Here is a 23,023-nt window from a genome sequence, read left to right as displayed (position 1 = left end):
CACGAGTTATTGCAAATCACGACGGCGTGCGCGCTTTTCCGCCAACAATCCCGGAAAACCGCTCATACCGTCGGCCAGGTTACGTACACCGCTTTTTCCATCCAGGGCAGCTTGATGAAGGAAAAGGTAAATGGAGAGCGTGCCAACAGCACGTCGTAGGCACGCCTTTCCTCCACCACCAGGTTCCACCGCTCGCCGCCCTCACTCAAAGAACCGCCCCGCACCAACCAATTACCTCTGAAACCTTGTATCGAACTACTGCCGGCTGCACGCCAATACCCGATCGCCGCTTCCAGCAGGCTCTCGCAGAGCGCCCTGTCGTTTGCGGACAGGTCGATGCCGGCTTCCACCGGCTCGTGCCATGCCAGGCCACACAACACCTTGTTCAACAACAGCAAATGCTCCGGCGTCTCGCTGTGGCCGGTCGCCAGAAACTGCAGGTAGTGCACGGCGCGACGCTGCGCGTGCGCGCTCACGAAGCGGTCGCCCGCCACCAGCCCAAGCCGGGTGAACAGGGGCCGGAACCAGTCCTGCAACAGCACCAGGCCCGCGTTGTGGATGCTCCACGGGGCCGCCACGCGTTCTTCCACCGGATCGGGCCGGCGTGCCGGCTGCTTCGGCAACCTGGCGAGCGGCTTGATGGCATCCGGCAAACGCGCGAGCGGCGGCTCCCCGCGGCCGGACAAGGCCTGCGCGAGGGGGGCGCGCAACGCGGCGGGCGCGGCCTGCAGGTGCGGCTCCATGGCCTGCCGCAGCGCGCCGGTGTCCAGGTCCAGCTCGCGCGCCAGGCGCCACGACAAGCCGGCGGCGAGCTGGTCCGGCGCAAGCGCAGCCCAGTCGCCACCGAGCCAATGTTCGAGCACGAGCCGCAACAGCACCGCCTGCCTTTGCTGCGCGCCAGTGCCGGCGAGCTCCAGCCCGGCCAGCCACTCGTGCAGTTGGTCCAGCAGGGCGGCCTCGGCGTGGCGCGCGGGCGTGGCCGAGCGCATGGCGTCAAGCAGCCAGCTGAACGGCATGGTGCTGGACAGGCGGAACATGACCGCGCTGTCATGCTCCAGCCCGCGCAGGATCGATGGCAGGCGGCCCGCGCCGAGCGTGCACAGGTCGAACAGCAGGCGCGCCAGGTCCAGCGGCCCCGCGAGCCAGGCGGGCGGGCGGCCGTGGCGCAACAGGTAGCGGGCAGCCTCTGCCAGGCGCGGGTGGTCCAGGTAGCGGCCCAGATAGTCCTGCTGGAACGCGCGCGGCGCCGCCGGCCGCGGTGGGGCGACAGGAGCCGACGGATCGAGCCGCACCGGGGCCGGCGCGCGCGCCGACATCAGCACAAAGGCCTTGCGCCAGTGCGATTGGCCGAGCAGCGGCAGATGCGCCAGGCACGCGGCCACACACGCCTGCACGCGGATCCCGAGGCGCAGGCAGGCGCTGGCCGCGACCCTGGCCAGCAGCTCGCCGGCATCGAGCCCGTGCCGACGAGCGTCGAAGCTCACCATCCAGAACACCTCGTGCAACTGCCGGTCCAGCACGGCGGCGGCGCCCTGCCAGCAGCCGCTTTCGCGCAGCAGGGCCGACCACTGCCGCAGCGCCTCGTCCGGCGCGCGCAACCCGGCCGGCAACTGCGCCGCCAGCCAGCGTTCGACCGGTTCGACGTGGCGCAGACGGCCCAGCCGTTGCAGCAGCTGGTACTTGTCCGGCTGCGCGGCCAGCCAGGTCCGGATCGCATCGCCATGGTCGGCCTGCCGCCACAATTGCTCCAGCGCCTGAACGGAAGGCGGCGTGCGCCCGGCCAGCAGCTGGCGCAGCGCGTCGAACAGCTGGGTGCGCGGCGATTGACCGGCGCTCTGGGGAACGACCGGCGCAGCGTCCGCCGCCTGGGCCGGGCCCAGCAACGGCAGCAGCCATGCGCGCGGCTCGCCCGGCGCCCCGGTGGCGGCCTGCCCGTCCAGGCCGCCACCGGGGTCGAGACAGGCCCGCAGTTGCTGTTCGAACGCCTCGATGTCCACGCCGCCCGCCTGCCGCAGCAAGGCGGTCAGCGTGCGCCAGTACGCCCGCGGGTGGAAAGTCGTTCCACTGCCGTGGCGGCCCTGGCGGAACGCGGGCAGCGCTTGCAACAGCAGCGCCGGCAGCTCGAGCGCCAGGTCGATCCGGTCGAGGCTGGGCAGCAGGCCCTGCCGGTGCCAGCGCGGCAGGAGTTCGGCCAGCGACGCGCTGAATTCGCCGGCGGCCGGCTCGAACATTGCCAGCACCGCCTGCCAGTCGGCCGCGCCGGCCAGCGCCAGCAAGCGCTGGGCCAGCACGGCATCGCTGACGCCGCGCAGCACGGGCTCGCGCAGCAGGGTGCTTGCGCGCGCCGGCTGCTGCGCCAGCTTGCCCAGCAGCACACGACGGGCACCAGCGGCCGCGCCCTGCGCCACCCGGCCGCCTTTCAGGAAGTCGAGCAGGTCCAGCCAGTCGTCGCGCCCCAGGCCATGCGCAGCCTGCGAACGCCCGTGGCTGCCGCGCAGCTCCTGCAAGATCGACAGCAGCTCGAAGCGGTGGTGCGTGGGATGCTCGGCCAGCACGGCGTGGATCAGCAGGTCGAGGAACAGGCCATAGGCATAGCCGCGCTGCTTGCACACTTGCTGCACGGTGTCGTGCACCAGCTGGCGACGGTTGAAGTGCGAGCCGCGCTCGACCAGCAGGTAGGCCAGCAGCACCTGCCATACCGTCCGTCCGCCCCAGCGCTGCCGCTGCGCAACCGCCTGGGTGTGCTCGGCGTGGGCAACGATGAATTCGTGATCCTGCGGTTCCAGCACGCGCACCACGCGCGCAAGCTCATCCGTGGAAAAATGCTGCAGCATGCCGTGCCGCACCGAAGCCGCCCGGCCCTCCCGGCGCAGCAGCCCTGCCATCCGCTGGGCATCCTCGTCGCTCAATACGGTGAACATCTGCCCCAGCCGCAGGCTTGCGCCGCCCGATGCCTGCCGCGCGCGGCTGTAGCGCAGCATCGCCGCGAACTGCGCCCATTGGTCCGGCGCCGCGGCGGCTGGCGCGCCAGGCGCGATCGCGCGCGCGGTGCGCTGGCGGTGCACCGCCTTGATGGCCTGGATGAACACCGGGGTAGCCAGGCCCATCGGCTCGAGCGCGACGGCGGCCGCGGACATCTGCTCGAGCAGCGTGTCCTCGTCGATGTGGTAGCGCTGCGCCATGGCGCGCAGGCTGGCCTGCACGAACGCCATGGTGTTGAACAGGCTGCCGCGGTCCACCAGCAGGTATCCGAGGATGTCGATCCAGGTGTCGCTGCGGAACGCGCGGCTGTCGACACTGTCCAGCCTGCGCTGCGCCTGCGCCGCGAACAGGCCGTCGGCGTACGAGCAGATGAAATCCGCGTGCCCGGGCTCGAGCAGGCGCACCACGCGCCGCACCCGGGGCTCGCCGGCCTGCCACACCAGCCGCTGCCGCACGCTCTGTGCACGCCCCAGGTCGCGGACCAGGCCGATGACAGCGTCGGGAAACCGGTCCAGCTGGCCATCGAACACCTGCAGCAGGTCGGCATTGCCGGTGAGCCACCACGGCATGCTGCCGTGTTGCAGGAAGCTCGCGATCAACTGCTGCGCCCTGGCGTTTTCATCCAGCACCAGCAAGTTATCGCCGAACACTTCCGCCAGGCCCCTGTCGTGCTGCGCCAGCAGGCCGTCCAGGGCCTGCTGCAGGCTCGCCCGCAGCCGCCGGGGCAACTCCAGCGGCAGCTCTTCCAGCGCGATGTCGCCCAGCTCCAGCTGCAGGCGCTCGATGCGCCATGTCGTCCCGGGCGGGCACCGGCGCTCGACAGACGCCGCGATCTCGCCGGGCAGCTCGCTGTTGCTCCAGTGGCTGAGAAAGTCCTGCAGCGCCACCCCGGTGGCCTCGTGATCGAAGGTGGTTTGCCAGCGGCATTGGGCAATGACGTGGTCAGGCGGCATGCGCAACCTCCTTCCCGATGCCCAGCAACTTGGCCAGCGTCGGCCCCGGGAACACGGCGTCCGGCGCGTTCGCGGCCGGGCTTGCGTTGAGCCCGTTGTGCCATTCGACGAACAGCGGAATGAGCGGCTTGAGCACGGTGCACGACGCGTCCAGCCGGCGCAGGCGCACGTGCGCCGGCCAGTGCAGTTGCACCAGCGTGTCCAGGTAGCTGGCAAAGGCGGCCTGCTGGAACAGAGTGACGTACGCCGGCAACACCAGCGTGGCCGCCAGGTAGTAGCCGGCGTCGTTGAACGCATACGTCGGCAGCAGCAGGATGTGCTCGACCAGCAGCACGCCCTTGCGCTGCGTGGACAGCCAGGCCAGTTGGTCGGCGTGCACGCGGTAGGTGTTCTCGCCGATCGATTCGGCCGATACCGGGCCGATGTCCATCAGGCGCTGCGCGCCATCGAACAGCTGCTGCTGCTCCTTGCCGCTGCTGTCCACGCCGCGCACCACGACCACGTCCGTGTCCTTGAGCTGCCACGACGATCCCGGATCGCCGCCCTGCCGCAGCCATGCCAGGAAATCCTCCTGCCGCAAGAGCGTCTCGAGCTTGTCGGCCAGGCTGGCCAGGTGCGCCGGCAGGCCGAGCAGGATCGCAAGCTTCAGCTCGAAGGCAGAGAAGTTGCGCAGGATGCCCGCCGCGATCTTGTCATCCGGCCCGGCGCGCACACTGCCGGGTGCGGCGAACGGGCCGGGTGCCGTCAGGGGATCGGCCGCCTGGTAGTTGAACCCGTTGGTGCGGTGGCTGGACAGCTGCTGGTAGTTCTGCAGCCAGACCGACTTGACCACCACGCGCGTCTTGAGCTCGCTGCCATACCACTGGGTGGCCTTGAACATCGGGTGGTATTCGGACGCGTCGTCGCCGTGGCGCGCCATCAGGTGGGTCAGCATGGCGTCGCGGCGGCGCACTGCCTCATCTTCGGTTTCCGTGATCGCGCGCAGGCCGTGGATGTATTCGTTGAACGGGAAGTTGCGGTAGCGCTTCCACGCGCCGCGTTCCACCTGGGCGTCGGGCTTGTTCGGGTCGAGCTGGTAATGGAAGGACTCGCTGCCACGCAGCAGGGCCTGCACGTCCGGCACGTCGTACAGAGGCTGCGAATGGTAGGTGGTGCAGAACGTGCGGTGCAGCGGCCAGCGCTCGCCGGCCGTGCCGCCTTCCACCGGCTGCGGCGCCGCGAACGAGAACAGGTCGCCCACATGCGCGAGCTGGGCAAACTCGTTGGCCAGCAACTGGTCGTACACGAGCAGGTAGCCCTTGAGCTGGCGCGCGCTGGCAACCCGGTAGCTGGGGGTGTCCGACTGCAGCGAGTTCGGCCCGATGCCGTAGATTTCGGGAAAGGTGTTCTGTACCGAGTAGTACTGCTCGATGTTGCGGTAACTGCCCTGCGGCGCGTCTGGCGCCAGGTCGACCTGCGACTCGACGCTGGCAGCGTCGTGGCTGGCGCGCAGGCTGGCCAGTTCGAGCGCGGCGGCATCCAGCGGGCGCGCCATGGGCTGCCCGATGCCCTGCAGGCCGAACCCGGGGCCGGGCGTGAGCTGCGGGATCCGGTCGTCCGCGACCGCCACCTCCTGCCCGTCGTGGTCGGTAAAGGCCAGGCCGTCGAGGTGCGACACGCCATCGACCGCAGCAATGAGCGTGTTGAGCTCGTACAGGCTGACCGCCGTGCGCTTGGCGCCGAGCGCGTCGGGGCCGCCGATCCAGCCGTTGTCCAGGCGCGGGCCGTTGAAAATCTGGTCGGCCGTGAATCCCTGTGCACGCAGCTCGCCGTAGCCAGACTGGACCACCGGCGGCACCTCGTACTCGCACAGCACCTGCAGGATGCGGTTGTAGACGGCGCTGGCGTCCGCCCCGTCTTTCAGGTAAACCGATCCGGCCAGCGTGATCACCAGCGGGCGCAAGGGCTGCGGCGCGAGGAACTGCTCGCCCAGGTTGCGGTGCTGGTTGAGCAAGGCGTCGATGCGCGCGCCGACCAGTGCCTCGTCCGCGTCGGTGCAGAAATACGTGAGGTAGCGCCCGCTGAGGCGGCCGCTGTCGGTGCATTGGGGCACCAGGTACACCGCGCGCACCTGCGCCAGCCGGTCGTGCACCAGCCTGCGGTAATCGTCGGGCGTGACCGGCGAGCAGGTCAGGATGTCCTGCGGCAGGAAGAACTGCCCGTCGTAATTGATGGTGCCGTCCGCGCGCGTGAGCACATCCTCGATGGGAAATTGGGCGCAATAGCCGAGCTCCGTCAGCGCATAGCAGAGCTGGTCGAGGATGGTGACGCCCGGGTCGCTTTCGTTGAAATTGGTCCAGACCTGGCCGGCCAGGGCCTTCAGGCGCGCGATCCCTTCGTCCTTGAGCACGTCGAAATTGACGGCATCGGGCAAGGGTTCGTCGACGATGTAGCGGTCGTCGTCCATGAGGTCGTCGTCGCTCATGCGGCCACCTCCTCCCCGGCCGCCACAGCGTCGGCGTCATCGCCTGCGCCCGCTGGCGAAGCCGGCGTGTCCGGGCTGGCAACCGACAACGCGTGCTCCATGGCCGTGACAAACATGGCCCCCGGCTCTGGATTGAACAGTCCGCCCGCTCCCGGCTCCAGCGCCGCGCCATCGGCGCCCAGCAGGCTGAACGCGGCGATCGACAGCACTTGCGGATGGCTGCGCAGCACGGCGATCACGCCCGAGCTGGTCAGCCCCAGCGCCATGTCCATCTGCGCCAGGTCGCTGTCGATCCACGGCGACAGGTAGAGCCGCAGCCACTGGCCCAGCTCGGCCAGCAGGGTGGCCGGGCTGGCGTCGCTGGCAATCACCAGCGTGGCCTTGACCGTGACCTCCTGGTGCGCGAATCCGGCCACGCAAGGCTGGGCCATCGCCGACACGCGCTGGGCGAAGTACTGTTGCAGGGTATCGAGCTCGGCCGCATTCATCACGGGCCGCCAGGCGTTGGGCAAGGTGGCGCTGGCGTAGCGGCTGACGAGCGCGACGGTGACCTGCCCATCGTCGTCCGCCGAGGCGCGCGCGAAATACAAGTCCTGGCTGGCCCCGTAGGCCATGTCCTCGTAATTGCGCAGGCTGCTGCAGCGGTCTTTGTGGTTGAGCCTGGCCGCGACGCGCCGGTAGAAGCTGGCGAAGCCGCCGAACGAATCCTGCGTTTCGGCAGGCAAGCCACCGCCCGACGGGAACGGCTGGACGATTGCACCAATCGTGGGCGGCTGGTTGCGCATCGCCGTGATGGCGTTGGCATCGATATGCGGGACCTGGCCCGGCGCGAACATGGATGCGTCGGCGCGGCGCAGCCTGAGCGCCTGCGTTTGCACATATCCAAGCGTGACCTTCGGTGCGGTTTTGCCGCTTGCCAGCGCCAGCCAGTAGTTCCCGGAGGCCATGACCGGGCACGGCGTCGGCGCGGGCAGCGTCAGGCGCACGATGCCGGAACGACGCAGGCCGTCGGTGCCGTCTTCCAGCAGCGTGACTGTCTCCCATCCGGTGGCGCCCCAGCAGAACCAGCCCACGCTGTCCCCGCCGGCACCGGAGCAGACTTCCAGAAAGAGCGAGAGCGTGCAGGCAGCGCTGACGCCGGCCAACTCAAGGTACAGCGCCCCTTGGCCGCCGACGCCGGGGAACAGCGGCAAGCCGCCTGCGGCCGCGCCCGGAGTGCACGCGGCAAAGCCCTGGCCGCCTGCCACCTCGGCGTCGAACGCCAGCCAGGATTGGAACGGGCCGACGTGGAACAGTTGCAGCGGCTGGGCGCCGGCTGCCGGCGCGGCGGAGGACATTGTGGCCGTGCTGCTGGCCGTGTAGTCCACCGACACGCCCGCCTGGCGCGGGCTGTAGGGCGTGTTCGGCATCTCGAGCAGCGCCGGGCCGGGCGCCGGCGTGGGCTGCGCAGTGCTTGCCGTGCCGGCATCGTCCTCGGCAGGCTTGCCCAGGATCTTCTTGAACCATGCCCCGATCTTCTTGAACGCCGCCGCAACCGCCGCGCCGATCTTCTTGAGCGCGGCCCCAATGCCCGCCACGAACTTCTTGATCGACGCCCAGATTCTGCTGAGCAGCGACGGCTGCCTGGCCATGTCGATCAGCGTTTGCGCGTTCAGCAGGGTGATATGGGACACCAGCTTGGGATAGAGCTCGTAACCGAAGGCCCAGGCCGGCGCCTGCAACGCAAAGCGCAAGTATCCGGCCGTAGCCTGCAGCGGCGGCGGCAGGGCCGAGCGGGCAAGGTCCGGCACCGGCGGGAACGGCGCATCTTTGCTGGGCGCGAACCTGAACGTGCTCTGGGCAAGATTGGGCGGGACGGCCGGGGCAGGCGTAGGTGTCGGCGCAGCGGTCGGTGCCGGCGCGGCTGCCGGCGCCGGGGCCGCTTGCTGGAACAGGCAGGTCGGGGCCAGCGAGTCCTCGACCGGCGACCGGCTAGTGGGCAGCAGCGGCTCCCATCCCTGCGCGAGCAGCAGGCTCCATTGGCCGCGGAAGGCGCTGTTGTCGAAGGTTTGCAGCGGCGGTACCGGCGCCGGCCGCGACATCAAATAGGTGTTGTAGTCCTGGTAGTAGGCGGCGAAGTCCGCGGGCAGGTTGTCCCAGTGGATAGTGACCCCGAGTGTTTCGAGCGGCTTGGCAAACACTTCGCGGCTGCCTACGTAAAAACCATTGCCCAAGGCAGGCACCGGCCCGAACATCTCTGCCGCCCCGGTGTCGGGCAGGGGCGACACGTCGTTGGCGAGCGACAGCTGCGAAAGGTCAGTGACCGTGACGTCGATCTTCACCTGGCTCAGAATTGGGGGTTCGAGCAGGTTGGCCGATGGCCCCAGCAGCAGCCGCAACATGGGCCAGTCGCTGGACAGGCCATCCTGCGGCTGCGTGAACGCGACGATGGGCGGATCGGTGGCCAGCAGGCCGATCCCGATCGACGTCGGCGTCAGCGACACCTGCGCGGACGGCACCGCCAGCCATGCGGCGCCGGTGCTCAGGTAGCAGGTAGCCCCGTCGAACAACCCGGCGGGTGGCGCGGCGGCGAACTCCAGCGTGATGGTGATGTTGCGCGATCCGCCCTGCAACAGCAGCATGGGCGAGGCCAGCGCAAAGCCCTGCCGCAGCGGCGTGCCGCCGGCGTCGCCGAACGCAGCCCACGGTTGCGGCAGCTGAGCCGGGTTGCCACAGTCCGTGAGGTACAGGCCGGGATCCGGCGCCTGCGGCTGGTAATACAGCGCCCAGGCCGACGCAATGGCCGCGCGGTTGATCTCCGCCGGCGCATCGCTGGTGAACACGATGTCGCTGTTGTCGGGATAGGTGCCCGCGGTGAACTCGGCGCCCTGCGGCAAGGCCAGCGTGCCGGCCGCCGCTTTGAGCGACAGGAACACGAACACCTCGTCGGGTTGCGCCGCCAGCGGCGTCTCCTGCAGCACGCGGCTGTAGTAAAAATCCAGGTGCTGCTGGCCGTAGCCGTTGACCAGCGCGCGCTGCTTGTCCATCAACGCGCTGAACGCGATGAGCAGGGCGGTGTCGGGAAAGCGGGTCGGGTTGTCCACCTGCGCGTAGAACTGCACGCTCGCCTGTTCCACCGTCTGCACCAGCACGTCGAACATCGCCAGCCAGGCGGCGCACAGGGTTTTCCATCCGTCCGCCAAGGGGTCGCCCTCCGGCCGCCAGACCGGCATGTCGCGGGCCCAGGCCGCTTCGAAGCCTTGGTAGGTGGCGCTGTCGGGCCGGTCGACCTGGCCGTCCGGGTTGTTGCCGGTCCGGATGCTGAGAAACTGCTGGCAGGCGACCATCGTCCACAGCTGACCGGACAGGCTGGTCGCGATTTTTTTCTTGAGAAAGGCGCCCAGCGGGTAGTCGCGCCCGCCGCGCTGCATGAAGTGCAGCCAGCGGTTGAGCGTGACGAACGCCTCGCGCAGCAGCCGGCACAGGTCGTTGATCAAGGCAATGCGCTCGCCGTCGCCCGAGGACGTAAAGCGCTGGTCCAGCTGCACGAACTGGACATGGCCGGCTTTGTAATCGGTCTTGCCGATCGCCGCCAGCAAAATCGCCGGGTCTTTCAGGAAGAACGGCTGCCAGTCCCCTGCCAGCCGGTTCTGCGCGTCGTAGTACAACACCAGCCGCGCCAGTTCGGCCACGAATGCGAGCCGGTCGCGGCTGTCGCGCGCATCGACCGGGCAGCTCGCCGGGTCGAGCGCCTGCGCAAGCCGGGCGGCGCGGCTGTTGGCATTCGTGCTCGGGCCGCTCACAGGTTGGTCCCCTCCGCGAGCGAGAACGGGAACACGTGGTTGTGGCGGGTGTTGGTGGTGCGGATGTGGTAGGTCACCGCGATGTACACGATGGTCCCGTCGGGGCTGGACACGTCCACCTTGTCCACGGTGATCCGCGGCTCGCCATTGAGGAGCGTGGTCTTCACCGACTGGACGATCTCTTCGGTCATGGTGGCGTCGAGCCGGCGAAAGACATAGCGCGCCAGGTCCGAACCGATGTCCGGCTGCAGGCTGCGGCTGCCGCGCGGCGTGCCCAGCAGAAGGTCGATCGACTGGTTGATGTTGGCTTCGCCCGAACTGAGCAGCAGGTGCATGCTGGCGTTGTCGAAACGCGGCGGGAACGTCCAGCCGGTGCCCAGGAAAGTGCGTTCGCTCCGCTCGTCCATGCCGCTCAGCCCCCGATGAGGACGGTTGGCAGTCCGAGCACGATGCTGCCGCCGTGGGCCGTGGTATCGCCCATCCGCGCCGCCGGCATCCCGCCAATCATCACGGTGGCCGAGCCCTTGACGATCGCGTCCGGCGGCCCCACGCACACCAGGCTGTCGCCCACGCGCGCGGCCGGCAGTTTGCCGATCAGGACAGTCGGGCAGCCCGGCCCCACCACCGGCCCGCCCACGTGGGGCACGGGCGGCACGCCTGGCGTTACCATCGGGCAGGTGTGCATGTCGGTCAGGCGGGCGGCGGGCGGCATGGTCGGTTCCGGTTAGTTGATCATGACCATGGCGCCCTTGAGCGTCAGCGTCGCGCCCCCCTGCACTTCGGCGGTCGCGCTGCCTTTGGCGGAATACTGGAGCTGGGCCGCTTCCTTGATGTTCAGGCCCGAGGTGCTGACGTCGCCGCCGGAACTTTGCACGTCGATGCCGGTGGTGCCCTTGATCGTGACCTTCTGGCTGGCTTCCACCGTGATGTTGCCGTTGCTCTTGATCGTGATGCCGGACTGGGCCATGACGATCGAATTGCCGTTCTGGTCCTTCAGCTCGACCTGCTTGCCCTGGTCGTCCAGCACCAGCGTGTTGCCGGCGGGTGTGACCAGCGACAGGATCTTGTTCTCGTCGTCGAACATGACCCGCAGCTCGCTCTTGCTGACGATGCCCTTCATGCTGTTCTTCTGGTTCGGCGTGAAGGCCGAGTAGGTCTTGTTCTTCTGGCTGTACATGCTGCCCAGGATGACCGGATAGCGCGGGTCCTGGTTCAGGAAGCCGAGGATCACCTCGTCGCCAACCTCGGGCAGGAAGAACACGCCCTGCCCGTTGGTCGAATAGAAATTGGCCAGCCGCGCCCACAGCCCGGTGGCGTTGTCGTTGAACAGCGCCACCTCGACCAGGATGCGGTACTCGTTGTCCTCGTCTTCGTAGATCTTCTGCACGGTGGCGTTGTACAGGCCCTGTATCCCGGGCAGCAGGCCGGCCGCCGAGGGCGCTTCGACCTGGTTCTCCTGCGCAAACCAGGTGGGCGCCATGCCGATGCTGGCCTGCGTGACCCAGTTTCCTTGCGAGACCTCGTGGCGCACGGCGGACACGAAATGGTCGCCGTCAAAGCGCGCGCCGAGCCCGTCGAGCGTCACGTACTTGCCCGGCGCCAGGGCGGTGCTGCCCTGGAAGCGCACCGTGCCGGTGATCTTGGACAGCGAGCTCCTGAGCATCTGAGCCTTGGCCCAGGAGGTCAGTTCCGCGCTGGTTTCGGTGGCGGTGGTCTGCAGCTCGTAACTGGCCAGGCCGACGACGCCGGCCAGGGTCTTGCTGGAGAGGTTGCCGGGCCCGGCCAGCGTGTTGGCGGCCTGCGCAGAAATCAGCTTCTGGGTCTGGAAGTCCCAGGCGCTGGCCTTCACCTGCGACACCTGGGTCAGCGCGTTGAGCTCGGCTTCGAAGTCGAAAATGTCGCTGCCATAGGTGAGCGTGAGCGCCGCTGTGGTGTCGGCGGTCGGATCGAACACGCTGACCTTGTTGTTGATCGTGGTGACCAGCATGCCGTTCACTTCCGCGCGCGAGAGCATGAAGTCCCAGTCACTCACGTAGTACTGGACCAGCGTGGGCAGCTGGTTGCTGGTGGCGGTGACGGCGGCCGACAGACCGGCATTGCCGATCAGGGTCTGGATGACGTCGCTATCGGTCTTCTTGCTGAAGTTGGCGCTCTTGCGGCCCACGGTCATTTTCACCGCCTGGTCCTTGCATTCGATGTCGAGCACCGGCCCCATCGCATTGATGACCCGGATCGCTTGCTTGGTCACGATGCCGGAAAAGACCACGGTGTCCTGGCCGTCGTAGCCAAGCTCGATCGAGATCGTGTTGCCAGGAACGAAGTTGGCCGAGGCGCTGATGGCGAAGTTCTCGGCCGACGGGTCGCCGTCGAGCACGGTGATGGTGGCGGTGGCGATCCGGTTCACCGCCTGTTCGATGCGGATCGCATGCACAAGGTAGGTGCCGGGAATGCTGGCGCCGCCCACCTTGATGTCGTAACTGACGACGCCGCCGGCTTTGGAATCAGGCATGGTCGGCCTCTGCGGGAAGTAGTGGCGGGACCGTCAGCACCATGCCGGGGGCAAGGCGCCGGAACTTGTCCAGCCCGTTGTATTGGGCAATCTGGATGTAGTGGCTGGGCGAGCGATAGATGCGCTGCGAGATCGCCGGCAAGCTGTCGCCCTCGACCACGGTGACCAGGTGGGTCAGGTCGGGCGAGGACTTCTTTTCTTTTTTGGCGAGCGTGGCCAGGTCGATGTACGAGCTGAATTCCAGCGCTGCGCGCGCGCGCAGCGGCGTGCCGTCGGGCTTGAACAGCGTGTAGGACAGGTTAAAGCTGGTCAGCACGCACTTGAACGCCAGCCCGCTGCCCCAGTTGATGATGAGGTAATTGGGGCGGTGGATGTCGCCGTTGTAGTCGTAGATGACCTTGGACAGCTGCTTGACTTCGGTGGGCATGTCGACCCGGGTGTCGTCCACCACACCGGTACAGTCGATCACCAGCTCGAAGCTGAGTTTCTCGCTGAGCGTCTTGTTGTATTTGGTCGCGGGGGCGCTGGTGTCCACCGCCGCGTCTTCGTTGTACTGGATGCTGCGGCCCCATTGCAGCTTTTCGGGGTTGAGCATGACCTCATACTCGCCGCCGGCCAGCGTGCTGGTGAATTTCTCGTCGGTGTACGCGACAATTTTCATGTTGCCCATGTGGCGCCCGTGTCCTTAGCGGTCCAGTCCGTTCCTCGGCGCCTTGTCCTTGATCGCTTTCAGGCATTCCTGCACGATCTGCTGCTTCAACAGGGCGAGCTGGTCGCTGCCCGGCGCCTCCTGGGTCCGGGCCGGGCTGACGATATTGGTCTGGATGACCAGTTCGCGGATTTCGACAGGCATCTCACTCATCTCCAAAAAGGGCGGCCACGCCGGCGTACTCGTTGTCGCGGCTGTCATCCACCTCGAAATAGCGGTACGCAAACTCGATCGTTTCCACCAGAATGCTGCTTTCCTGCGACTTCAGGTCGCTCATTTGCCATTTCACCGGATAGGCCTTGGCGAAGGTCCAGCTGATGCAGGTCTGGCCTTTTTCGTTAAGCAGGCTGACGAGGACGTCGTGGGTTTCGACCGGCTTGCCCAGCCCGCCATCGAGCGTCATCTGGCACCACTCGATCAAGGGCGAATCGGCCAGCACCACGCCCCGCTTCAACACCAGGTTCTGGTAGCTGGTGCCGGCCGGGAGCCGGTAGCGGAAGCGGTTTTCGCCGCCGCTCCCGACATCCTCGGTCTTGATCTCCTTGCCCAGGCCGGAAGCCTCCTGGAAAGCAGCGTCGTTGGCGCTGCTTTTCCCGGTGACCTTCACACTGAAATAAAAGCTGGTGAGCAGGTCAGGACTTGCCATTCGTGATGATCAGCTGTTCATGCGCGATTTCGATCGTGTCCACGGCGACCTCGTTGCCGTCCGACTTGAGGTCGGTGCCGGTGATCTTGGTCGGCCACGCATTGTTCAGCTGCCACTGCATGGTCACCTCGCCCGCCTCGTCCAGCAACTTGATCAGGACGGTGCGGCGCGCGACCACGTTCATCTTGATTTCGTCCATCCACTTCCAGAACGTGTTGTCGTTGACGAACACGCCCCGTTTCATGGTGACGTTGCCGTATTTCGCGATGCCCGGCATCTTGATCGTCGAGAACAGCGGGTTGTTGCTGTGCCGGTATTCGATGACCTGCACTTCCTTGTCCATTCCCGACACTTCCTGGAATGCGATCTGTTTCAGCTGCGTTCCGAAGTCGACTTCGAAACGGAATTTGGGCATCGGCCAGGTTGCGCCTTCCTTGCTTCCATCATCTGCCATGGTGGTCCTCTCAGCTATAGGGTTCTACGGATTCAATGGGAACGCCGGATCGGGCCGGATCAGCCGGATTTGGCTTGCTGCTGTTGGAAGGTGAGGACCAGGAATTCGGCCGGCCTCACCACCGCCACCAGCACCGTCACCCGCATGTAGCCGTCGAGCAGGTCGTCGGCCGTCATCGTGCTGCCCAGGCCAACCGACACCTGGAAGGCATCGGCCGGGGAAGCGCCCTGCAGCCCGCCCTCCTTCCACACCGTGGTCAGGAAGCTGCTGATCATGCTCTTGACCGCGGCCCAGGTATTGGCGTTGTTCGGCTCGAACACGTAGGCGCGCGCGGCCAGCTTGACCGACTGTTCGATGAAGGTCATGGTCCGGCGCACCGAGACATAGCGCCAGTCCTGGCTGTTGCCGTCCAACGTGCGCGCGCCCCAGACCAGGATGCCCTGGCCGTTGAAGAAGCGGATCGCATTGACCGACTTGCCGGAGACGGCGTCGATGTTCAGGTTTTCCTGCTGGGTGTCGGTGAGCCGGATCGGCAGGCTCACCGCGCCCACGATGCTGGTGTTGGCCGGGGCGTTCCACACGCCGTTCTGGTTGTCATTGACCGCGTACACCCCCGCCATGGCGCCGCTGGGCGGCAGCAGGTTGGCGGTCTCGAGCACATGCTTGATGATCTGCGAGTAGGTCTGGCTGGCGGTCAGCAGCGCCGCCTGCAGCTGGCTGTTGGAAAGCGGGTTGGCCGGCGGATTCTGGATCTGCCCCAGGATCGTGGCCACGTCGGCGTTGGGCGCGGAGGGCGGATTGATGAAGGCCGCCAGCTGCTTGGTGTCACCGCCGAACAGGTTGGTGAAGTCGATATCGGACGACTGCATGATGGTCGTGCCGATGAAGGGGTAATAGCAGGTGCCGAACTTCAGGCCGTTGTTGCCGGTGCTGTTGCGGAAGTTCTCGATGTCCTGGGTGTACATGATCGGGTCCGGGTTGGCGCCCCCGATCACGTCGAACAGGCAGACGGCCGTCTGCATCTCTTCGGCCTGCAGCAGCATGCCCTGCATCAGCGTCTGGTTGTCCGCCGGCGCGAGCAAAGTCGCTTCCGGGCAGATGTACATCGTCGGCTCCTGCTCGTTCTTCAGCAGGGCCAGGCCGCGCTGCAGGTCGGCCAGCTGCACGTTGGGGTTGACCGGGCGGGCGGTGGGATCGGTCAGCGGCTTCTTGCTGGCCGCGCCGTAACCCCCGACCGAGACGATGTAGGCGTCGCCGCCGCCGTTCTGGAAGAACAGGCGGATGCTGTTGTAAAGGTGATAAATCGTGTTGGGGTCGGGCAGGACCGAGTAATACTGCCCGTTGATCGTCATGTAATTGCCGACCGCGGGCTCCTGGGCCTGCGCCACCAGGTAATACTCGGGGCTGTATTGCCGGGCAGGATCGGCCGGGGGTGGCGGATTATCCAGCATGAACATCGCCTGGAAATCGGCGAATGAGGTGATCTTCTGCGGTTTATTGCGTAATGATTTTCCCTGGTATTCAGCCTTCGGGGTATAGCCGATAAAAGCCGGAACCGCCGTGGCTATCGGCACGACTGAATTGGGAAAGGCATTAACCTCGTTAATATAAACTCCGGGAGTTGCATAGGTAGCCATCGATCACCCTGTTTTGGTTAGATATTAATTTCTTATTCCCGTCTGCTAATCCGCCTACAAATAAACATGCATCGCACAAAAAACGTACGGGGCACTGCCGCCTTTTCGCACTTCCAGCTGGTTTCCGCCCGGGACCGGCAATCCCTTTATTACGCAATATTCCGCGTTGTCGCCGTTATCCACTGAAATCCCGGGGGGCTTTGCCACCAAATCGAACATGACCGTCGGCTTTTGCTGCAAGGGGAAAGCGGTATCGCCTGAATCAAAACACATCGCCTTTTCGCCGTCGGGCAATATTGCGGGCTGCGGGCCGGCGAAAACAAAGCCGTTTTTGCCGATCGCGGGATCGTCCAGGCGAGTCTGGCCGCGATTGACCAGGTAATACACCCAATGGACCTGGCGAGCGGCGAACCCGGCGCTGAACACGACGTCCTGGCCGCCCATCGCCAGCAGGTCGTCCATGTACACCGACAGCACCCCCGCCACGCCATCGCGCTGGACGGTACGCGCTCCGGGTACGGGTGCAAGACGCCATTCGCCCGCCTCGTGCGTGCAGGATTTGCTGCTCAGGTCGAGTTGGCCGGCCCAGTCGAGCGGCAGCTCGGTCACGGTGAGGAATTGCTGCTGGTCGCAACCGAGCCAGAACACCAGCGGCGCCCCGTCCAGCTGGTCGTTCAGGAAGCGCACCAGCGCCACGGGGTCCGATTGGAACGTGGTCAGCGCAAACACCCCGTCGCGCAGGCCCGGCACCAGGCCGTAGCGCTGGAGGATCGCCCGGGTGGCCGGGTCCGGCGCCAATGTCCAGCCCTCCAGCATGCCGCTGGCAAAATAGCCATGCGATATCTTGAGCTGGAAGAGGCAGGCGGTCATGGCTGCGACGAGGCGGTATAGTCCTGCACCGAGGGAACACTGCCCTTGACCTGGCCGGATTGCATGCTGACGTGCCTGATCTTGTAGACGATCGACGGCACGTAGCTGGTGCCGAGGGCGGTCCACAGGTTGTGCATTTTCTCGGACGGGGAATTTTCAATCTCGAACTTCAGCGCCGAAATCCCCTCCGGCATTTCCGGATTGGAGGATCGGGTAAAAGCGAGATTTTCCTGGAAATAGCCGATTACCGCACTCAGGAATTTAAGTGATTCCCCATAATCGTCGAAATTCGCGGAAACGAGAATATCGAGATTAAAACGAACGGCCGGATTGACCTGGATCGAGCGGTCGCCCTCGCGGCGGGTGCCGCCGGAGAATTGCTTGTTGGTCTCGTACTCGAGATTCACCAGCGTCAGCACCACCCGGTTGCGATTCTTTTGCGGTTCGGGCGAATCCGAACCCGACAGGTTATCCATCACGACGATGCCCGGGGCGGCGTCCAGATAAGACACCAGATATTGGTCCAGAACCTTCCTGACGTAGCCCAACGACACATCAATCATCTGCCTGTCCTATCGCACAACGCGCTCGCTACCTTGCCGCAATTATCGGGGCCGACCCGATAGATTAGATGGATGGGAGAACTGGCGGTGACAATATCACGAAAGAAACGTTTCTGGCATATTCTTTCAGGACGTCGTTACAAAAAACCCGGCGAGCATGAAATATGCCGAATGGGCATTCAAACGGCATATTTTTTCTATTTGCAGAGCGCGTTTCGCGTCAAAAAAACTTGCCAGTATATCACTGCCATCCTTGACGTAGGATAAGTCCTACTTGAGGGAAATTACTTAGGATGCTAAACTTTCGAACTCTAACGAATATTGACGATCGCGGATGCCGACTCCTTACGACCAGAGCCTGATGACCCTCGCCTCTTCCCTGGGGCCGGTCGCGCGCGCCTACCGCGCCGCCGTCGACAAGGTGGCGGCCGAATACAGCCTGTCGCAGGCGACCGGGCTGCCGGTGCTGCTGATGGGCCGCATGGGCGAAGGCGTGCGCTGCGGCGTGCTGGCCGACTTGCTGGGGGTCGAGGCGCCGTCGCTGGTGCGCGTGACCGACCAGCTGGTCGACAGCGGCCTGGTCGAGCGCCGCGAAGATGCGCACGACCGCCGGGCCAAGACGCTGCACCTCACCGAGGAAGGCAAGCGCCGCGCCGCCGCGATGGAAGAGGCGCTGGTGCCGTTCCGCCGCCAGCTGTTCGCCGGCGTGGCCGAGGAGGACGTGCAAGCCTGCCTGCGCGTGCTGCACGGCCTGTCGGCCGCCATCGCCACCCACCACGCCTGCGGGCGCAAGGCCGCGTGAGGGCGCCCACCCTTCAAGAGGCGCTCTTTTCCGTCAAAAGCTTCGCCGCCTCGATGCTTGCGCTGTACGTGTCGATGCGTATCGGCCTGCCGCGCCCGTTCTGGTCGATGATGACCGCGTATATCGTGTCCGCGCCGTTCGCCGGGCCCACGCGATCGAAAGCGATTTTTCGCCTGGCCGGCACCTTTCTGGGCGCGCTCGGCGCGGTGGTGCTGGTGCCGAACCTGGTCGATTCGCCCGAGCTGCTGTCGCTTGGCATTGCGCTGTGGGTGGCGGGGTGCCTGTACATCTCGCTGCTGGACCGCACGCCACGCTCGTACGTGGTGATGCTGGCCGGGTACACCTGCGCGCTGATCGCGTTCCCGGCGGTGGACCGGCCGGAGACGATCTTCGACGTGGGCCTGGCGCGGGTCGAGGAAATCCTGCTGGGCCTGGGTTGCGCCACGCTGATCCACACGCTGGTGTTCCCGCAGAGCTTTGCGCCGGTGCTGCTGTCGCGCCTGGACCACGCGCTGCGCGACGCGCAGCACTGGATCTCGGACGCGCTCTCTCCCAACGGCGACGAGCGCAGCGCGCAGGACCGGCGCAAGCTGGCCGCCGACATCACCGAGCTGCGCATGATGTCCACCCATCTGCCGTTCGACACCTCGCACCTGCGCTGGACGTCGAATGCGATCCACGCGCTGCAGGACCGCCTGGCGACCATGGTGCCGCTGCTGTCCGCCATCGAGGATCGCTTGCTGGCGCTGCGCGAGCTCGGCGCGGGGGGCGTGTCGCTGCGCTGGAACGCGCTGCTCGACGATATCCGCACATGGACCGGCGCCCACCGCGGCCAGGCCGAGCCCGGCCGCGAGGTGGCGCTGCGCGCGCAGATCGACGCGCTGACGCCGGCGATCGGTCCGCATTCCGGCTGGCAGGAGCTGGTCGAGGTGAACCTGGCCGCGCGCCTGCGGGCGCTGATCGACCAGTGCGCGGCGGTGCAGGCGCTGCGCGGCCACATCGACGCGGGCGCGCATGGCGAGTTGCCGGCGGCCGCGCGCGACGTGCGCCCGGCCGGCTCGGCCGCGCTGCACCTGGACCACGGCATGGCCGCGATGTCCGCGCTGGGCGCGGTGATCGGCGTGCTGGCCGGCTGCGCGTTCTGGATCCTCACCGGCTGGCCGTCCGGTTCGGTGGTGCCGATGTTCGCGGCCGTGATGTGCTGCTTCTTTTCGACGCAGGACGACCCGGTCCCGTTCATCAAGAGCTTCTTGCGCTTCACCCTGTGGTCGGTGCCGGTGTCGGCGCTGTACGTGCTGGCGATCCTGCCTGCCCTGCACAGCTTCGAGATGCTGATGCTCGCCTGTGCTCCGGCCTTTTTGGTGATCGGCGTGCTGATCGCGCGCCCGGCCACGTTCGGCAAGGCGATGCCGTTCTTGTTCGGCATTGCCGGCACGCTCGCGCTGGTGGACACCCAGAACGCGGACATGACCGGCTTCGTGAACAGTACGGTGGCGCAGCTCGCGGGCATCTGGCTGTCGGCGCTGGTGACGCAGCTGTTTCGCACCGTGGGCGCAGGCTTTACCGCACGGCGCCTGCTCAAGGCCGGCTGGAGCGAGCTGGCGCGCATCGGCAGCGGCGAGCGCGCGCCGTCGGTGACGGAGTTCTCGGCCCGGATGGTGGACCGCATTGCGCTGCTCACGCCGCGCCTGGCGCTGGCGGGCAAGCAGCAGGACCTGCCGGCGGCCGACGCGCTGGTGGACCTGCGCATCGGCCTGAACATGACGCAGCTGGTCGAGGCGCGCGCGCAGCTGGGCCGCAGCCAGGCCGCGTTGTGGCCGCTGATGGAGCACCTGTCGCAGCATTTCGAGGCGCGCCCGCGCGTGAACGAAGACGGCGAAGCGCGCCTGCTGGCGTCGCTCGACAACGCGCTGCGCTCGGTGTGCGCGGCGCCGCCGTCCAGGGGCCAGCGCGACGCGGCGACCGCGCTGGCCGGCATCCGGCGCGACCTGTTCCCGCAGGCCCCGCCCTACCAGAGCTCACCTGTGATTGAAAAGGAAATCCGATGATCGGCGAAGTGAACCTGTTCGGCATGTACATGCCCCCGCTGCTGCTGTTGATGCTGCCCGCGCTGCTGGTCTCGCGCGTGCTCGCGGGCGTGCTCGGGCGCGTGGGTTTCTATCGCCTGGTGTGGCACCCGGCGCTGTTCGATCTTTCGCTGTTCGTCATCGTGCTGGGCAGCCTCGCTTTTTTCGCATCCAACTGGTTTTGACATGGTCATGAAAAACATCTTTCCGGCCGCGGGCCGGGTAGCGATTACCTTGCTGGCCGCCGCCGGCGCGGTGTACGCCGGGGCGCAGCTGTGGCGCTATTACGAGGTCGATCCGTGGACCCGCGACGGCCGCGTAAAGGCATACGTGGTGCAGGTGGCGCCGGACGTGACCGGCCCGGTCACCAAGGTGTACGTGCACGACAACCAGGTGGTGAAGGCAGGCGAGCCGCTGTTCGAGATCGACCGCGCGCGCTTTGAACTGGCGCTGCGCCAGGCCGATGCCACGGTGCAGGCGGCGCAGGCCGCGCTGGCGCAGGCGCAGCGCGAGAACAAGCGCAACACGCAGCTGGACGACCTTGTCTCGCAGGAGACACGCGAGCAGGGCCAGACCCGCACCGACCAGGCGCGCGCCGCGCTGGCGCAGGCCGAAGTGAACCGCGACACGGCGCGGCTGAACCTGGAGCGCACGCGTGTGGTCTCCAGCGTGGAAGGCTTCGTCACCAACCTGGACCTGCGCGTGGGCGGCTATGCGACCGCCAGCCGCCCGGTGATGGCCGTGGTGGACCGCAAGTCGTTCTACGTCGAGGGCTACTTTGAAGAGACCAAGCTGCCGCGTGTACACCTGGGCGACCCGGTGCGCGTGACGCTCATGGGTTCGCGCGACACGATTTCCGGCCACGTCGAAAGCTTCGCCGAGGGCATCGCCGACCGTGACCGCACCACCGGCGCGAACCTGCTGCCGAACGTGAACCCGACCTTCAACTGGGTGCGCCTTGCCCAGCGCATCCCGGTACGCGTGGCGATCGACGCCGTGCCGGCGAACGTGCGCCTGGTCGCCGGCCAGACCGCCACCGTGCAGGTGCTGCCGCCGGCCAGGCCCACGCTGCACGCGATGGCCTCCACCCCGAACAAGCAGTAAGCACACATGACTTCATACCGATCCAGCCTGACACGAACGGCAGTGGCCGCCGCAGCGGCGCTGCTTGCCGCCTGCACCACGGTCGGCCCGGACTACCACGTGCCGGACGAGGCGGTGGTCAAGCGGCCGGCCGCGGCCGCGCCTTTCATGGGCGCGGCGGAACAGCCGTTCAAGTCCGAACCGCTGCCGGCCGACTGGTGGCGGCTGTACCACGACAGCACCCTCGACAAACTGATCGAGAAAGCGTTCGCCGCCAACGCGGACCTGCGCATGGCGGCGGCCAACCTGAAGCGTTCGCACGCGGTGCTGGAAGAGGTCGAGGAAAAGAAGCGTCCCGAAGTGGAGATGGAAGCGGCGCCGGCCTACGGGCGCATCGCCGGCATGTCGCTCGGCCTGCCCGAAGTGCTGCCGGATACCGGGCTGTATTCGGGCGAGGTGAAGGTGTCGTACCAGCTTGACCTGTTCGGCAAGATCAAGCGCGGCATCGAGGCGGCGCAGGCCGACGAGGAAGCGGCGCAGGCGGCGAGCGACATCGCGCATGTGACGGTGGCCGCCGAGACCGCGCGCGCGTATGCGGACGCTTGCTCGGCTGGCTACCAGGTCAAGGTGGCGCAGCATTCGGTGGACCTGCAGCAGCAATTCGTCGACCTCACCGCCGACCGTGTAAAGAAGGGACGCGGCATCGCGCTGGACAACAGCCGCGCACGCGCCCAGCTCGAGCAGCTGCGCGCGGCGCTGCCGCCGCTACAAGCGCAGCGCCGCACCGCGCTGTACAAGCTCGCGGTGCTCACCGGCGAGGTGCCGTCCAGCTTTCCCGCCGAGGTGGCCAGGTGCGAGGTGCCGCCGCACGTGGCCTCGGCGATTCCCGTCGGCGATGGCGCCGCGCTGCTGCGACGGCGGCCGGACATCCGCCAGGCCGAGCGCATGCTGGCTGGCGCCACCGCCCGCATCGGCGTGGCGACGGCGGAACTCTACCCCAGCATCAACCTGGGCGCGTCGTTCGGCAGCATCGGCATGATCCCGGGCGTGGGCGATGCGAACACCTGGCACTATGCACTGGGGCCCCTGATCCGCTGGAGCCTGCCGGCCACCAGCCCGGCACGCGTGCACATTGCGCAGGCCAGGGCCGGCACCGAAGGCGCGCTCGCGCGGTTCGACAGCGTGGTGCTGGGTGCGCTGCGCGAAACCGAGAGCGCGCTGACGGTGTACGCGCGCGAGCTGGATCGCAATGCGGCGCTCAAGGCTTCGCGCGACCAGAGCGCGCTGGCGGCCCGTCAAGCGGACAAGCTGTACCAGTTCGGGCGCGCGGACTTCCTCACCAAGCTCGATGCGGACCGGGCGCTGGCAGTTGCCGAGAGCGCGGTCGCAGTGTCCGACACGCAGCTGGCCACGGACCAGGTGAACCTGTTCCTGTCGCTCGGCGGTGGGTGGGAAAGCACGCGCAAGCAGCAGCGCCAGGAAGAAAAGCACTGAACAGCTGTC

At 66.9% G+C, this 23,023-nt stretch carries 18 protein-coding genes; 5 read left to right on the top strand and 13 right to left on the bottom strand.

Translation table 11 applies throughout. The annotated features are described in order from the left end of the window. Positions 1-62: 62 nt before the first annotated feature. The 13 genes from NX773_RS19430 to NX773_RS19370 form a co-directional block, all read right to left on the bottom strand. Positions 63-3,935: a contractile injection system tape measure protein gene (locus tag NX773_RS19430; protein WP_258857935.1), complete on the bottom strand. Its 3,873-nt coding sequence runs from the start codon at positions 3,933-3,935 to the stop codon at positions 63-65. Continuing rightward, positions 3,925-6,399 (bottom strand): baseplate wedge protein, encoded by a 2,475-nt coding sequence (locus tag NX773_RS19425; protein ID WP_258857934.1) that lies wholly within the window; start codon positions 6,397-6,399, stop codon positions 3,925-3,927. The genes NX773_RS19430 and NX773_RS19425 overlap by 11 nt, the downstream gene beginning before the upstream one ends. Then, a complete protein-coding gene (locus tag NX773_RS19420; protein ID WP_258857933.1) occupies positions 6,396-10,181 on the bottom strand; it encodes a baseplate J/gp47 family protein in 3,786 nt (1,261 codons plus the stop codon). Before NX773_RS19420 ends, NX773_RS19425 begins: the two co-directional genes overlap by 4 nt. After that, on the bottom strand, positions 10,178-10,588 hold the full coding sequence (locus NX773_RS19415; protein ID WP_258857932.1) for a GPW/gp25 family protein: 411 nt from the start codon (positions 10,586-10,588) through the stop codon (positions 10,178-10,180). Before NX773_RS19415 ends, NX773_RS19420 begins: the two co-directional genes overlap by 4 nt. 5 nt (positions 10,589-10,593) lie before the next feature. Continuing rightward, positions 10,594-10,893, bottom strand: a complete 300-nt coding sequence (locus NX773_RS19410; protein WP_258857931.1) for a PAAR domain-containing protein — start codon at positions 10,891-10,893, stop codon at positions 10,594-10,596. A 12-nt stretch (positions 10,894-10,905) separates the two neighbouring features. Beyond that, complete coding sequence (vgrG, locus tag NX773_RS19405; RefSeq protein WP_258857930.1) at positions 10,906-12,690, bottom strand: type VI secretion system tip protein VgrG; 1,785 nt, start codon at positions 12,688-12,690, stop codon at positions 10,906-10,908. Beyond that, positions 12,683-13,360 carry a CIS tube protein gene (locus NX773_RS19400; RefSeq protein WP_258857929.1) on the bottom strand — a complete coding sequence of 226 codons (678 nt, stop codon included), beginning with the start codon at positions 13,358-13,360 and terminating at the stop codon, positions 12,683-12,685. The genes vgrG and NX773_RS19400 overlap by 8 nt, the downstream gene beginning before the upstream one ends. 15 nt (positions 13,361-13,375) lie before the next feature. Then, a complete protein-coding gene (locus NX773_RS19395) occupies positions 13,376-13,543 on the bottom strand; it encodes a DUF5908 family protein (RefSeq protein WP_258824290.1) in 168 nt (55 codons plus the stop codon). 1 nt (position 13,544) lies between these two features. Beyond that, entirely contained in the window at positions 13,545-14,045 is a 501-nt protein-coding gene (locus NX773_RS19390) for a phage tail protein (protein ID WP_258857928.1), read from the bottom strand. Further along, positions 14,032-14,499: a phage tail protein gene (locus NX773_RS19385; protein ID WP_258857927.1), complete on the bottom strand. Its 468-nt coding sequence runs from the start codon at positions 14,497-14,499 to the stop codon at positions 14,032-14,034. The genes NX773_RS19390 and NX773_RS19385 overlap by 14 nt, the downstream gene beginning before the upstream one ends. Before the next feature lie 59 nt (positions 14,500-14,558). Continuing rightward, a complete protein-coding gene (locus tag NX773_RS19380) occupies positions 14,559-15,950 on the bottom strand; it encodes a phage tail sheath family protein (protein WP_258857926.1) in 1,392 nt (463 codons plus the stop codon). 240 nt (positions 15,951-16,190) lie between these two features. Beyond that, a complete protein-coding gene (locus tag NX773_RS19375) occupies positions 16,191-16,952 on the bottom strand; it encodes a hypothetical protein (RefSeq protein ID WP_258857925.1) in 762 nt (253 codons plus the stop codon). Between the two features lie 50 nt (positions 16,953-17,002). Next, positions 17,003-17,569: a Pvc16 family protein gene (locus tag NX773_RS19370; RefSeq protein ID WP_258857924.1), complete on the bottom strand. Its 567-nt coding sequence runs from the start codon at positions 17,567-17,569 to the stop codon at positions 17,003-17,005. 334 nt (positions 17,570-17,903) lie between these two features. Here NX773_RS19370 and NX773_RS19365 point away from each other — a divergent pair, with 334 nt between their 5' ends. Genes NX773_RS19365 through NX773_RS19345 form a run of 5 tightly spaced genes read left to right on the top strand, consistent with a single transcriptional unit; the run spans position 17,904 to position 23,014 of the window. Continuing rightward, a complete protein-coding gene (locus tag NX773_RS19365; protein WP_258857923.1) occupies positions 17,904-18,371 on the top strand; it encodes a MarR family winged helix-turn-helix transcriptional regulator in 468 nt (155 codons plus the stop codon). Continuing rightward, the gene (locus NX773_RS19360; protein WP_258857922.1) at positions 18,368-20,419 is read left to right on the top strand and encodes an FUSC family protein; all 2,052 of its coding nucleotides are present in this window, start codon (positions 18,368-18,370) and stop codon (positions 20,417-20,419) included. The genes NX773_RS19365 and NX773_RS19360 overlap by 4 nt, the downstream gene beginning before the upstream one ends. Then, complete coding sequence (locus NX773_RS19355; protein ID WP_258824282.1) at positions 20,416-20,622, top strand: DUF1656 domain-containing protein; 207 nt, start codon at positions 20,416-20,418, stop codon at positions 20,620-20,622. Before NX773_RS19360 ends, NX773_RS19355 begins: the two co-directional genes overlap by 4 nt. A gap of 7 nt (positions 20,623-20,629) precedes the next feature. After that, a complete protein-coding gene (locus NX773_RS19350; protein ID WP_370662266.1) occupies positions 20,630-21,541 on the top strand; it encodes an efflux RND transporter periplasmic adaptor subunit in 912 nt (303 codons plus the stop codon). 6 nt (positions 21,542-21,547) lie between these two features. Then, positions 21,548-23,014: an efflux transporter outer membrane subunit gene (locus NX773_RS19345; RefSeq protein ID WP_258857920.1), complete on the top strand. Its 1,467-nt coding sequence runs from the start codon at positions 21,548-21,550 to the stop codon at positions 23,012-23,014. The last annotated feature ends 9 nt before the right edge of the window (positions 23,015-23,023 follow it).

The sequence above is a fragment of the Massilia solisilvae genome (assembly GCF_024753215.1).
GTDB classification, from domain to species: domain Bacteria; phylum Pseudomonadota; class Gammaproteobacteria; order Burkholderiales; family Burkholderiaceae_D; genus Telluria; species Telluria solisilvae.
The sequence above is the reverse complement of the archived record's forward strand: the minus strand, read 5'-3'. Positions and strand labels throughout refer to the sequence as shown.

What these genes read in the sequence shown, in the direction of transcription:
- NX773_RS19415 (WP_258857932.1), bottom strand. Translation starts at nt 10,588, where the DNA reads ATGGACGAGCGGAGCGAACGCACTTTCCTGGGCACCGGCTGGACGTTC.
- NX773_RS19345 (WP_258857920.1), top strand. Translation starts at nt 21,548, where the DNA reads ATGACTTCATACCGATCCAGCCTGACACGAACGGCAGTGGCCGCCGCA.
- NX773_RS19400 (WP_258857929.1), bottom strand. Translation starts at nt 13,360, where the DNA reads ATGGGCAACATGAAAATTGTCGCGTACACCGACGAGAAATTCACCAGC.
- NX773_RS19430 (WP_258857935.1), bottom strand. Translation starts at nt 3,935, where the DNA reads ATGCCGCCTGACCACGTCATTGCCCAATGCCGCTGGCAAACCACCTTC.
- NX773_RS19385 (WP_258857927.1), bottom strand. Translation starts at nt 14,499, where the DNA reads ATGGCAGATGATGGAAGCAAGGAAGGCGCAACCTGGCCGATGCCCAAA.
- NX773_RS19365 (WP_258857923.1), top strand. Translation starts at nt 17,904, where the DNA reads ATGCCGACTCCTTACGACCAGAGCCTGATGACCCTCGCCTCTTCCCTG.
- vgrG (WP_258857930.1), bottom strand. Translation starts at nt 12,690, where the DNA reads ATGCCTGATTCCAAAGCCGGCGGCGTCGTCAGTTACGACATCAAGGTG.
- NX773_RS19390 (WP_258857928.1), bottom strand. Translation starts at nt 14,045, where the DNA reads ATGGCAAGTCCTGACCTGCTCACCAGCTTTTATTTCAGTGTGAAGGTC.
- NX773_RS19375 (WP_258857925.1), bottom strand. Translation starts at nt 16,952, where the DNA reads ATGCTGGAGGGCTGGACATTGGCGCCGGACCCGGCCACCCGGGCGATC.
- NX773_RS19355 (WP_258824282.1), top strand. Translation starts at nt 20,416, where the DNA reads ATGATCGGCGAAGTGAACCTGTTCGGCATGTACATGCCCCCGCTGCTG.
- NX773_RS19370 (WP_258857924.1), bottom strand. Translation starts at nt 17,569, where the DNA reads ATGATTGATGTGTCGTTGGGCTACGTCAGGAAGGTTCTGGACCAATAT.
- NX773_RS19410 (WP_258857931.1), bottom strand. Translation starts at nt 10,893, where the DNA reads ATGCCGCCCGCCGCCCGCCTGACCGACATGCACACCTGCCCGATGGTA.
- NX773_RS19350 (WP_370662266.1), top strand. Translation starts at nt 20,630, where the DNA reads ATGAAAAACATCTTTCCGGCCGCGGGCCGGGTAGCGATTACCTTGCTG.
- NX773_RS19395 (WP_258824290.1), bottom strand. Translation starts at nt 13,543, where the DNA reads ATGCCTGTCGAAATCCGCGAACTGGTCATCCAGACCAATATCGTCAGC.
- NX773_RS19425 (WP_258857934.1), bottom strand. Translation starts at nt 6,399, where the DNA reads ATGAGCGACGACGACCTCATGGACGACGACCGCTACATCGTCGACGAA.
- NX773_RS19380 (WP_258857926.1), bottom strand. Translation starts at nt 15,950, where the DNA reads ATGCTGGATAATCCGCCACCCCCGGCCGATCCTGCCCGGCAATACAGC.